At 69.1% G+C, this 12009-nt stretch carries 13 protein-coding genes; 1 reads left to right on the top strand and 12 read right to left on the bottom strand.

The window, feature by feature from the left end; genetic code table 11:
• Positions 1-53: 53 nt before the first annotated feature.
• Entirely contained in the window at positions 54-1001 is a 948-nt protein-coding gene (locus tag C8P66_RS19295; RefSeq protein ID WP_111399923.1) for a potassium channel family protein, read from the bottom strand.
• Positions 998-1354, bottom strand: coding sequence for a RidA family protein (locus C8P66_RS19290; protein ID WP_111399922.1), 357 nt, complete (start codon positions 1352-1354; stop codon positions 998-1000). Before C8P66_RS19290 ends, C8P66_RS19295 begins: the two co-directional genes overlap by 4 nt.
• A 71-nt stretch (positions 1355-1425) precedes the next feature.
• Between C8P66_RS19290 and C8P66_RS19285 the strand changes: the two genes are divergently transcribed.
• Complete coding sequence (locus C8P66_RS19285) at positions 1426-1923, top strand: YqhA family protein (RefSeq protein WP_111399921.1); 498 nt, start codon at positions 1426-1428, stop codon at positions 1921-1923.
• 142 nt (positions 1924-2065) lie between these two features.
• On the opposite strand, the gene C8P66_RS19280 is transcribed toward C8P66_RS19285, so the two are convergent.
• The 10 genes from C8P66_RS19280 to C8P66_RS19240 all read right to left on the bottom strand — a co-directional run bounded on the left by C8P66_RS19280 (position 2066) and on the right by C8P66_RS19240 (position 11746).
• Positions 2066-3010 (bottom strand): sterol desaturase family protein, encoded by a 945-nt coding sequence (locus C8P66_RS19280; protein ID WP_111399920.1) that lies wholly within the window; start codon positions 3008-3010, stop codon positions 2066-2068.
• Positions 3010-3759 (bottom strand): polysaccharide deacetylase family protein, encoded by a 750-nt coding sequence (locus C8P66_RS19275; RefSeq protein ID WP_111399919.1) that lies wholly within the window; start codon positions 3757-3759, stop codon positions 3010-3012. The genes C8P66_RS19280 and C8P66_RS19275 overlap by 1 nt, the downstream gene beginning before the upstream one ends.
• A complete protein-coding gene (locus C8P66_RS19270) occupies positions 3759-4721 on the bottom strand; it encodes a YncE family protein (RefSeq protein WP_111399918.1) in 963 nt (320 codons plus the stop codon). The genes C8P66_RS19275 and C8P66_RS19270 overlap by 1 nt, the downstream gene beginning before the upstream one ends.
• A gap of 235 nt (positions 4722-4956) precedes the next feature.
• Positions 4957-5097, bottom strand: coding sequence for a hypothetical protein (locus tag C8P66_RS23935; protein ID WP_158537318.1), 141 nt, complete (start codon positions 5095-5097; stop codon positions 4957-4959).
• Positions 5098-5149: 52 nt separating this feature from the next.
• On the bottom strand, positions 5150-6034 hold the full coding sequence (locus C8P66_RS19265) for an ABC transporter permease (protein ID WP_111399974.1): 885 nt from the start codon (positions 6032-6034) through the stop codon (positions 5150-5152).
• A 2-nt stretch (positions 6035-6036) separates the two neighbouring features.
• Complete coding sequence (locus C8P66_RS19260; RefSeq protein WP_245903679.1) at positions 6037-6855, bottom strand: ABC transporter ATP-binding protein; 819 nt, start codon at positions 6853-6855, stop codon at positions 6037-6039.
• Positions 6856-6859: 4 nt separating this feature from the next.
• Positions 6860-7873 carry an ABC transporter substrate-binding protein gene (locus C8P66_RS19255; RefSeq protein WP_158537317.1) on the bottom strand — a complete coding sequence of 338 codons (1014 nt, stop codon included), beginning with the start codon at positions 7871-7873 and terminating at the stop codon, positions 6860-6862.
• A 547-nt stretch (positions 7874-8420) separates the two neighbouring features.
• Positions 8421-8963, bottom strand: coding sequence for a DoxX family protein (locus C8P66_RS19250; RefSeq protein ID WP_211314205.1), 543 nt, complete (start codon positions 8961-8963; stop codon positions 8421-8423).
• A gap of 147 nt (positions 8964-9110) precedes the next feature.
• On the bottom strand, positions 9111-10280 hold the full coding sequence (glcE, locus tag C8P66_RS19245) for a glycolate oxidase subunit GlcE (RefSeq protein ID WP_111399914.1): 1170 nt from the start codon (positions 10278-10280) through the stop codon (positions 9111-9113).
• On the bottom strand, positions 10277-11746 hold the full coding sequence (locus tag C8P66_RS19240) for an FAD-linked oxidase C-terminal domain-containing protein (protein WP_111399913.1): 1470 nt from the start codon (positions 11744-11746) through the stop codon (positions 10277-10279). Before C8P66_RS19240 ends, glcE begins: the two co-directional genes overlap by 4 nt.
• Between the last annotated feature and the right edge of the window lie 263 nt (positions 11747-12009).

Here is a 12009-nt window from a genome sequence, read left to right as displayed (position 1 = left end):
CCCGGCGGCAGCAGCCATGCGCTATGCCCGGCATTGCCGCGGCGATCAACGCATCAGCCCTCCCCACCCGTCTCGGAGGGGGGGCGGGGCATCTGCGCGCCGCGGCTGCGCATCACCTCGGAGAAGCCGAACAGCAGCAGCAACTGCCCCGAGACCATCTGCACCGCCGCCAAGAGGCGGATGCCGTCATCGCTCGGCCGGATATCGCCGTAGCCGACGGTGGAGAGGGTCACGACCGAGAAATACAGCGCATCGCTGAAGCTCAGCCGCGCCGCATCCCCGGTCGGGCCAATGAACAGTGGATGCAGCGACATCGCATCGGCGACGCGATAGACCGAGGCGAAGCCGATGGTCAGCAGCGCGTAAAGGATCATGAAGGCCACGACCGGCACCAGCAGATGCGCGGCGCGGTCGGCCATCTCCTCCAGGATCAGCGCGGCATAGGTCAGCAGCCGGACAACGTCGCGCGCCGCAACCGCGACCAGCAGGCCGATCACCGCCATCGCCGCCAGCAAGGCGAGCGACTGCCCGAGCCCGTCCAGCCGGTTGATCGGCATCGAGAAAGAGAGCGTCGCCACCCCCGCCAGCCCGACCAGCCAGCGCAGGATGCCCGGCACATGATCGGCGTTGAAGGCAACCTGCTGCTCGGCCAGCGCGGCGAGGCTGCCCCGCCGCACCCAGAGGCTGCCGAGGAAGGCCGCGACCGGCAAGGTGAAGGCCAGGGCGACGGCGCCGGGGTTGGCGCCGGGAAAGGCGCCACGGCCGAGCACGGCGAAGAAGCTCGCATAAAGGGCCAGGCCGGTGGCGGTGCCGATGGCGAAATGCAGTCCGCGCGGAAACAGATGGTACAGCAGCCCCAGCCCGATCGCCGCCACCGCCAGCACGGTCAGCGGCAAGGTCCAGCCATGGTCGGCCACCCCCGCCGCCACGACCAGCGACAGGCCGAAGGTCATGGCGGAGGAACGCAGCCAGGCGCGGCTGGGCAGGTGGGGGAGGCTCACGGCGGGGGGGCCAGCGCCACTCCGGTGATCTCGACCCGCCAGGCGCGATCGACCAGCGGCGCCTGGATGGTCATGCGCGCGGGCTTGTGCGCGGGGTCGAGCCAGCGGTCCCAGGCGCGGTTCATGGCCGGGGCCTCCTTGATGTCGGTCAGCACGATGGTGACGGACAGCAGGGCGCGCTTGTCGGTCCCGGCCTCGGCCAGCAGCGCGTCGATCTGGGCGAGGATGTCGGCGGTCTGGCCCTCGGTATCCAGGCTCGAATCATCGGCGACCTGCCCGGCGAGCCAGATGCAGCCGGCGCCGATGGTGGCACCGGACAGGCGCGCCTCGGGCGCCAGCCGCATGATGCCCATGCCCGATGTCACTGCCATGATGTTGCCCCGTCCGCCGGATTCGGGGCAAGTGTGGGGCCGGAGGCATCGTGATGACCACACCGCTCGACCGCATCATCCTCGCCAGCCGGCATGTGCTGACGGTGTTCATGCTCGGCCTGGCCTTGGCGCTCGGGCTCTATGGGGTGCGCTTTGCCTGGAAGGTTTGGAAATTCGGGACCGACCTCTTCGTCGCGAGCGACGAGGACGTCCTGCTCGGCCTGCTCTATTTGCTCGATTCGGCGCTGGTGGCCTCGCTGGTGATCACCGTCGTCATCGCCTCCTATGACGGCATGGTCAGCCGTCTGGCGAAACAGGCGGATGCGGATGGCATCGCCTGGATCGGTTCGGTCGATCCGGGCAATCTGAAGGTGAAGCTCGCGACCTCGATCGTGGCGATCAGCAGCATCCATCTGCTGTCGATGTTCCTCAAGGTCGGCCACTACAGCGACCGCGACCTCTGGATGGCGATGGCGCTGCATGGGATGTTCCTGGGCGGCATCCTGATGCTCGGCCTGCTCGACCGGCTTGAGGACAAGAAGGATCATTAGCGCGGCATCGCGTCAGACTGAATCGCGAGGCGATTGGTAACGCCATGAAATTGCGCTATAAATACGACTCTGGCGCATCATCGCGCGGCGATCGCGCTCGGGGCGGCCGGCCCCAGGCCGGGCTGCTTCAGACCGGGCTGCTTCAGCCGCGGCGCAGCACGCCCCAGAGCCGCCGCCCCCCCTCGATCTGCTGCGCGAACCAGCCGCCATGCACCAGAACCGGCGAGGCATCGGGGTCCCCGGTCAACGGGAACTGGTCGCGACGGAAATCGGCGGTGCCGAAGATCCAGTCCCAGATCGGCAGCAGCACGGCGTAATTGCGCCCGCTCTCGCCCGCGGACAGCACGCCGTGATGCAGCCGGTGGAAGCGCGGGGAGACCACCAGCCGCTCGCCGACCGACCCGAAGGAGAGCCGGACATTGGCGTGGGAGAGGCTTTCCGCGAGCCGCAGCACCAGCGCCACCAGCGGGAACTGCCCCGGCGGCACGCCGATCAGCAAGGCCAGCCCGCCGAACCACAGCGCACCCAGGCAGTCGTCCAGGATGTGGTTGCGGTCATCGGTCCAGAAGGTCATCTGGGTCTGGGCGTGGTGCAGCGAATGCAGAGCCCACCACCAGCCGATGCGGTGCTGGAAGCGGTGGCGCCAGTATTCGCCGAAATCCAGCACCACGACATAGACGGCGAAGGCCAGCAGCGGGCTTTCGCGCAGCGCGGGCCACAGGTTCTCCAAACTCGGCGGCACCCAGCCGCTGTCGGCGATGGTGCCGATGACCCAGGCGTCGACCGAGGCCAGCAGGATGAAGGCCAGCAGCGGCAGGATGCCGAGGCGGGCCAGCAGCGTGTAGATGATGTCGGTGCCGACATCGCGCCGGTCGGCCCAGCGCTCGACCGGGCGCCAGGCCTCCAGCGGCCGGCACACGGCATAGACCACGCCGACGCTGAACAGGCCGAAGAGGAAGAAATCCATCCATTGGAAGGCGTCATCCGCCCAATCCATCAGCCCGAGCGCGTAGAGCGTGGGTTGCAGCGCCTGCTCGAACAGCGTGCCGGTGAAGCGTATCCAGAGGTCCCCGATGAAGTCGAACATCAGCCGATGCCCTGCGGCGGCAGCAGCGCGAAGCGGAAGCCGCGGTGCAACAGCCCATCCAGCATCGCGCCGAAGACATTGGCCATCGGGTCGCGGCGGGAGCGGACGCCCCAATGCATCACCAGCACCTCGCCATCGCGGATGCCGCCGAGGGCGCGGCTGAGCAGGGCGGCGTTCGGATGGGCGGCGGACTCCAGCTCGTCGCCGAGGAAGCCGCCGCTGGTCCAGCCCTGATGCGTCAGCCCGCAGGCGCGGGCCATGCGGATGGCATTGGGCGTGACCCGCCCGCCCGGCGCGCGCCACAGCGGCAGCACCGAGGCATGGGGCACCATCGCGCGCAGGGCCTGGATCGGATGCTCCAGCTCCGCGCAAAGCGTGGCGGGGGTCAGCACCTCAGACCCCTCGCCGCTCCGGCGGGAGGCGAAGCGCACGCGGTCCCGCCCGGTGTCGCCGGAGAAATACCAATGCCGCCAGGTGTGGCTGGCGAAGGCATGGCCCTCGGCGGCGCGGGCCTGCCAGAACGGCGCCCAGCCGGGGCCGAGGCTGCGGTCGCCGCGAAAGGTCGGCTCATCGGCCAGGAACAGGGTCGCGGGGATCTGGCGTTCGCGCAGCAGGGCCGCGATCTGCTCCGCCTCCCGCCCCCAGCCGGTGTCGATCGTCAGGTACAGCGTGCCGGCGCCGCGCGGCTGCGCGAAAACCGGCCGCGCCAGCAGCGCCCCGGCCGCGCCCAGCAGCCCCCGCCGCAGCATCACGGGGCGGGCGCCGGCACCGCCGCCGCCACATCCCGCCGGGGCACGAAGAGCACGCCATGCGGGCTGCGGCCGACGCGGGTCTCCTCCATGGTGCCGGATTCCACATCGACCAGCCCGACCCGCCCGGCCCAGCGCAAGGTGGCCCAGACCCGGCCCTCGGGGTCGAAGGTCAGGCAATCCGGCCCGCCCGGCACGTTCCAGGCATGCAGCACCGCGAGGCTGCCGGGGTCGAGCACGGTGATCCGGCTGTCCACCCGGCTGGTGACATAGACCGGCCCGTCATTGGGGCCCACGAACAGCGCATGCGCGCCCCGGCCGACCACGACCCGGCGCTCCACCACGCGGGTCTCGGCGTTCACCACCGCGACATTGTCGCTGCCCATGATGCCGATCAGCAGCCGGTCACGGTGCCAGATCACCCCGGCAGGATCGCGGCCGACCTCCATGGTCCAGAGCGGCTGGTTGGTCTCCAGGCTGATCGCGATCAGGCTGCGGGTGCCCTGCAAGGTGACATAGACGACCTTGGAATCCGGGCGGTAGGCGAGATGGCTCGGCTTGTCCGAGACCCGCAGCCGCGCGGCGAGGGTCAGGTCAGCGCCGTCCCAGTTGTAGATGTCCACCTGGTTCCGCCGCAGGCTGGTGACGACCAGATGCTTGCCGTCCGGGCTGAATTCCATGTGGTAGGGGTTGGAGATCCGCTCGCGCCTGATGACCTCGCCGGTCGCGGGCTGGATGAACAGCATCTCATTGCCGCCAGAATCCCCGATCAGCAGCACCGAGCGATCGGGCGCCCAGACCAGATGATGCGCCTCGCGCAGCACGGAGATGCGGCGGACTTCCTCGCGCGTCCCGGCATCCAGCACCTGGATGTCGGCATCGCCGGAATTCAGCACATAGAGCAGGTCCGCGTGCGCCGGGGCCACGAAGGCGAGGGTCAGCAACAGGATGAGGACGCGCATGGCGGGGACTTGTCTCGTGGCAACGGGGGGGTGGGCCCCTTCTACGCCAGTTTTCTGTCCCCGGCGAGCGAAGACCAGGATGTGACCACCGCAAAATATCGGGAGTTTTCAGAGAGTTACCGATTTGCAATGCATTCCGCGAACGACGGGCGCGCATTGCGGCCCCGGCGGCCGAAAGCATCGGCGCGGCTCTTGCGATCCCCCCCCTCAAACCAATGGGGAGAGATCCATTGGATCAGGATGACAGCCAGGCCATACCCCGCGATGGTGCGAGGCGGGGGCCGACCGCATCACGCGGCGCGAGGCGCTGCTGACCGTCCCGCAGGGTCGCGGCGGCATCGGCCCGCTGCGCCAGATCGGAAATGCCGCTGCGCATGCTGTCCAGGGCGGTTCCCTCTCCTGCCGGCCGGCCCCAGCTTGGCCCGAGCCTATCGCTGCATGCCCCAACGCACCACCGTGCGCGCCTCCAGCGTGCGGAAGACCACGCCCTCGACCAGCAGGCCGATCAGGATCACGGTCATCAGCCCGGCGAAGACATCCGCGGTTTCCAGCGCATTGCGGCGCTCGAAGATGAACCAGCCGAGCCCGCCCGACCCCGCCGAGACCCCGAAGATCAGCTCGGCCGCGATCAGCGTGCGCCAGGCGAAGGCCCAGCCGATCTTCAGCCCCGAGACGATCGAGGGCAGCGCCGCCGGCACCAGGATCAGCGCGACATAGCGCAGCCCCCGCAGCCCGTAGTTCTGCCCCGCCATACGCTGCGCATCCGGCACCGCGCGGAAGCCGGCCAGGGTGTTCAGCGCGACCGCCCAGAGCACCGAATGGATGATGACGAAGACGATGCTGCCGGTGCCGAGCCCGAACCACATCAGCGCCAGCGGCAGCAGCGCGATCGCCGGCAGCGGGTTGAACATCGCCGTCAGGGTCGAGAGCACATCCGCCCCCCAACGGGTGCCGACGGCCAGCGAGGTCATGATCGCGGCGAGCACGATCCCGGCGCCATAGCCGAAGAGCAGCACCTGCATCGACACCCCGATCCGGTCCGGCAGCGTGCCATCCAGCATCAGCCCCCACAGCGCCTTGAAGGTGACGAGGAAGGTCGGGAACAGCAGCGGATTGTCCAGCAGCCGCGCGTTCAGCTCCCACAGGCAGGCGATGGCGGCGAGGATGATGCCGCGCCGCACCCAGCCCTGGTTGAGCAGCCGGCGCAGGACAGGCAGCGGGGTCTCCACCGCCTCGGGCGCCTCGGCGGCGATCCCGGCGGGTTCGAAATCGGGGCGCGGCGCGGTGCTGCGGCGGGGGGCGGGGCTCAGCATGTTCACGCCACCGCCTCCTCGATGGGTTCGGCGAAGAGCATGTCGTGGATACACCGTTGAAAAGCCTGGAAATCAGCGCCGCCCTGGTGGTGCTGGTCGAAGCGGGAGGCATCCAGCTCCGCCCGCACCCGCCCCGGATGCGGGGAGAGCACGAGGATGCGCGAGCCGATGATGATCGCCTCCTCGATCGAATGGGTCACGAACAGCGCGGTGAAGCCGATGTCGTCCCAGAGTGCCAAAAACTCCTCCTGCATCCGCCGCCGGGTCAGCGCATCGAGCGCGGCATAGGGCTCGTCCATCAGCAGGATGTCCGGCTTCATCGCCATGGCGCGGGCGATGGCGACGCGCTGCTTCATGCCGCCCGAGAGGGTATGCGGATAGGCATGGGCGAAGCGGGCCAGGCCCACCTTCTCCAGATAATATTCCGCCCGCTCCTGCCGCTCGCGCCGCCCCAGGCTGGCCGCGACCTTGAGCGGGAAGGCGATGTTGCCGAGCACGGTCTTCCACGGCAGCAGCTGGTCGAATTCCTGGAAGACCATCATCCGGTCCGGCCCCGGGCGGTCCACCGCGCGGCCGTTCAGCAGGATCTGCCCTTCCGCGGGCTTGAGGAACCCGCCCACCGCCTTCAACAGGCTGGATTTGCCGCAGCCGGAGGGGCCGAGCAGCACGAAACGGTCCCCGTCCCGCACCTGGAAGCTGACGCGGGAGGTCGCGGTGACCTGCCGCTCCGGCGTGGCGAAGCGCAGGGTGACGTCCTGCACATCAAGCAACAGGGGCACATCAAGCAACAGGGGCACATCGAGCAGCGGGACGGCGGTCATCGCCTCAGCTCCCGGCGCGGTCATGCATGTTGTCCCAGAACAGATCCTTCCAGCTTGCCGGCATCGTCTTGATCTGGCCGCGGCGATGCATGAACTCGACGTAGGGCATCACGCGTTCCGGGGTCGAGGTGAACTGGGTGGTCTCGCGGTCGGCGATCATGGCCTCGATCTCGGCGAGGTCGATGCGGCCGGGGTTGGCGGCGGCATAGATCTCGGCGGCGCGGCGCGGCTGTTCGTTGATGAGCGTGTTGGCATCGTCGATCGCCAGCGCCACGGCATCGAAGACCTTGGGATTGGCATCGCGCCAGCGGCCGCTGTTGTAGAGCACCGCCCCGGTATGGTTGCCGCCCAGCACATCCCTGGAGGATAGCACGCGGGCCACGCGCGTATCCTTCGCCTCGTACCAAAGGAAGGGCATGCTGGCGAAATGCGAGGTGATCTCGGTGCGGCCGCCGAGCAGCGCCTGCATCGCCTCGGGGTGGGGCATGGAGACGGTCTGGCGGTCGAGCTTCTGGTAGTCATCCCTGCCAAAGGCTTTCTCGCAGGCCATCTGCAAGGTCAGCGCCTGCACCGAGATGCGCACCGCCGGCAGCGCGATGCGGCCCTTGTCCACCAACCCCGCGAGGTCATGCACATCGGGCACGATGGTGTTCAGATGCAGCGGCGAATTGCCCATGGAGGCGATGGCCTTCACATGCAGCGAGGCGACCGTCTTGTCCCAGAGGTTGATCATCGGCGGCACGCCGCCCGAGATGAAATCGACCTGCCCCGCCAGCATGGCGTCGATCATCGCGGGGCCACCGGTCAGCTTCAGCAGCCGGGTATTGACCGGGCCGAGGCCCATGGCGCGGGCGCGGCGATCGACCATCTGCTCATGCGCCATCACCGTGATCGGCAGATAGCTGAGGCCGAAGCCCTCGGCGAAACGGACCTCGCTGACCTCGGCACGGGCGAGCCGGGGCGCGGCGAGGCTGAGAAAGGCGGCGCCCGCCATGGTGCGTCTGGTCAGGATGGGCATCGGTCTGTTCTCCCGGTTGAAACCTGTTGCAGCGCGTCCTCGACCCATTCGAGCTGGTCTTGTCCCCGGAACATACGCCCGGCCACGACATAGCTGGGCGCGCCGAAGACGCACGCGGCTCGGTATTGGCATGCCAGATGGCCGGGATCGTGGGGGATCGGGCTGCCTTGATCAGGGGCGCCGCATCGAAGCGGCCGCGCGACTCGTCCAGCATGCCGGCGTCGGTGATATCGCGGCCATGCGGCCAGCAGGCCCGCATGATCCAACCGGCCGGCGCGAAAGGGGCCCGCCCCGCCGCCACCGCCGCGATCGCGAGCCCCGCGCAAGTTCGCGCGCGGCACCATGGCAGTCGGGGTCCGGCAGGCCCCAGCGGAGCAGCTCCACATGGCGATAGGCGCGGCGAAGACCCGCTCCAGGTTGATCGGGATATGCGCGCGGCATCGCCGCAATCACCGGAAGCTTCCCCGCCGCGTTCATATTGTAAATCGCTAATTCACGAATACGCGTGAGCTGCGAACGACGCCGCGGTTTTACGCGCGGCGGGCCGTCAGAACTCCTTCTTCATCAGGCAGCGGTCCACCGACCAGATGCCGCCGCCGAAGGCCGCGAAGAAGGCCGCCCCGCCGGTCCAGAGCAGCGAGGCCATCTCGGCCTTCTCCTGCACCTGGCCGAGGAAGGCCTGGCCGCCATCCGCCAGCCGCCGTGCCCCGGCCGAGGTCAGCAACTCGGCGCCACCGGCGCTCAGCACCTGGAAGCCGGCATCGGTGACCAGGCGATCGCCATAGGGGAAGGAGACGTGGAACCAGAGGGTGATCGCCAGCATCACCGCATTGGCCAGGGCGATCGGCCGGGTCAGGAAGCCGGCGGCGATGGCGAAGCCACCGAAGAACTGCATGGCGGCCAGCAGCGGCGACCAGAGCCAGCCGGGGTAGAAACCGAGGTTCTCGACAAATCCGACCTGGCCCAGGGGGTCGATGATCTTCGGCCAGCCTTCATAGACAAGCGCCCCACCGATCAGCACCCGGAACAACATCCATCCCAGCGGCTGCGCGACGCGATCGTAGAACACCCCCATGAAGGGCAGAAACATACGGTCTCGGGGATTCGAGAAAAGGGGTTGTTCAACCATCTGAGTAACTCCTGAAGAAGAGAGGCGCCGTTTATTTGACGGCACTCTGGTTCAGGGCGAGGCAGCCTTCGTTGATTCACCTCAACAAACCGCGGGTCGGTGGAGCGATCAGCCGCCCGCCCGCATCCGCCCCGGATTGAACAGCAGCCCCGGATCCAGCGCCGCCTTGATCCGCGCCGCGATCGCCGCGAGTGGCGCCGCCTCCGCATTGATCACCGGCACCGCGGCGCGCAGCGCATCCGGGGCGCGGAACAGGGTGAAGGAGGCCGAGGCCGCCTCGGCCGCCGCCATCACCCGGCGGTGGTTCGCCTCGCTGGCCTCGGCCGCGAGCCAGACCAGCCCCCCACCCCAATCCAGCAGCGCCCGGCCGCCGAGGCAGGCGGCCAGCCCCGCCCCCGCGCTGGGACGGGCGGAGAGGCGCCAGATCGCCTCGCCGGGTGCCGCGCCGAGCGGCCCAAGATCGCGGATCGCGCGCCACAGGGCGCGGGAGGCGGCCTCCTCGATGAGGATGGCGCCCGGAAACTCCGCCGCGAGCCGCCCGCAGCGATAGGCGACGGAGGGGATGAAATCCTCGATCCGCAGCAGCGCGACGGGGCCGCGCAGCGCCTCATACCCCTCGGGCAGCACCGCGGCACCGGACACCCCGAAGGGGCTGCCCAGGCCCGCCGACAGCACCCGCACGCCCTCGGCCAGATCGGCGACCGGCACCGCGACGGTGGCGCTGGCCTCGGGCGCGGGCAGCACCTTCAGCGTGATCTCGGTCATGATCCCGAGCGTGCCATGGCTGCCGGCGAGCAGCTTGCAGAGGTCGAGCCCGGTCACATTCTTCAGCACCCGCCCCCCCGAGCGCAGCACCTCCCCCTGCCCGTTCACGAAGCGGACGCCGAGCACATGGTCGCGCATGGAGCCCCAGGCGATGCGGCGCGGCCCCGAGAGGTTGGTGGCGACGATGCCGCCGAGGGTCGCGGGCAGGTCGCTGCCGAAGACCGCGCGCGTATCGGGCGGCTCGGCGATCAGATGCTGGCCGTGTTCGGCCAGCGCGGCCTCGATCTGAGGGATCGGCGTGCCGGCGCGGGCCGACAGCACCAATTCGGCCGGCTTGTAGAGGGTGATCCCGGTCAGCCCCCGGGTGGAGAGGCCGCGCGCCGCCTGCACCGGGCGCAGCAGCCCCGCCTTGCTGCCATTGCCCTCGATCGCCAGCGGTTCGCCGGCGGCGGCGGCGGCCAGCACGGCGGCGGCGATGCCGGCCTCATCCGCGGGCGCGAGGCTGCCGCTCATTCGGCCGCCATGGGCATCGAGGCGCTGGCGGGCAGCCCGTCCAGCGGGAAGACCTTGGAGGGGTTGAGCAGCCATTGCGGGTCGAAGGCGGTTTTCAGCGCGCGCTGCTGGTCAAGCTCGCGGGCGGTGAACTGCACCCCCATCAGGTCGCGTTTCTCCACACCCACCCCGTGTTCGCCGGTCAGGCACCCGCCGACCTCGACGCAGAGGCGCAGGATATCGGCACCGAATTTTTCCGCCCGCACGAAGCTATCCGCATCATTGGCGTCGAACATGATCAGCGGGTGCAGATTGCCGTCGCCCGCGTGAAAGATGTTGGCGACCTGCAGGCCGTAGTCCGCCGACATCTCGCCGATGCGGCGCAGGGTGAAGGGGAGCTGGCTGGTCGGGATGGTGCCGTCCATGCAGAGGTAATCCGGGCTGATCCGCCCGACCGCGCCGAAGGCACCCTTGCGCCCCTTCCAGATGGCGGCGGATTGCTCCGCGCTCTCGGCGACCTTCATGCTGATCGGGTTGAATTGCGCGCAGATGTCGCGGATGCGGGCGAGCATGTCGTCCTGCTCGGCCACGCTGCCCTCGACCTCGATGATCAGCATCGCCTCGGCATCGAGCGGATAGCCGGCATGGGCAAACGCCTCGCAGGCATGGATGGCGGGGCGGTCCATGAATTCCAGGGCGACGGGGATGATGCCGCTGCCGATGATGGCATCCACGGCCTGGCCCGCGACCTCATTGCCATCGAAGGCGGCGAGCATGGCGCGCGCGCCCTCGGGCCCGCGCAGGATGCGGACGGTGACCTCGGTGACCAGGCCCAACTGGCCCTCGGAGCCGGTGATGAGGCCGAGCCAGTCCAGCCCCGCCGCATCGGGATGGTCGCCGCCGATCTTGATCACCTCGCCTTCGATGGAGACGAAGGTGAGGCCGAGCAGGTTGTTGGCGGTGACGCCGTATTTCAGGCAATGCGCGCCCCCGGAATTCATCATCACATTGCCGCCGATCATGCAGGCGAGCTGGCTCGACGGATCGGGGGCGTAGAAGAATCCGGCGGCCTCGACGGCCTTGGTGATGCCGATATTGGTGACGCCGGCCTGCACCACGGCAAACCGGTCGGCGTAGTCGATCTCCAGGATCTGGTTCATCCGCATCATGCCGATGACCACCGCATCGGCGAGCGGCAGCGCCCCGCCGGAGAGCGAGGTCCCTGCCCCGCGCGGCACCACGCGCACGCCCATGCGGTTGCAATAGGCGAGGAGGGCGGCGACCTGTTCGGTGGTGGTGGGCAGCACCACGGCGAGCGGCGGCTGGCGATAGGCGGCGAGGCCGTCGGTTTCATAGGGCTTGAGGCGCCTGGCGTCGCTGATCACGCCATGGCCGAGGGGGCCGTCCGGGACGATGGCGCGCAAGGCCGCGACAATTTCGGGCGCGCGGGCCAAAACCTCGGGCTTGGGATCGGGCTGGCGGATCATCGTGGCGGTTCCCCTCTGACGGGGAAGATGCGCATGACGTGGCGGGGCTGCAACGGTGCAGAGCGCCAAGGCCCGACCCCAAACGCAAAAACGGCGGGCCAAGGCCCGGTAGCAAAACGCAAAACGGCGGGCCAAGGCCCGCCGTTGCGTACTGGATGAGGCGCCGAGCCTTGTAAGTCTGGCTCATCCGCGCCGGCATCGGCTAGCGTTGGTGGTGCGGTGGCGGGTGAAAGGCCGCAGGGCCCTGGGGCGTCGCAGCCCGT

The sequence above is a fragment of the Humitalea rosea genome, assembly GCF_003253705.1.
GTDB lineage: Bacteria > Pseudomonadota > Alphaproteobacteria > Acetobacterales > Acetobacteraceae > Humitalea > Humitalea rosea.
This window is presented reverse-complemented; position numbering and strand designations above follow the sequence as displayed.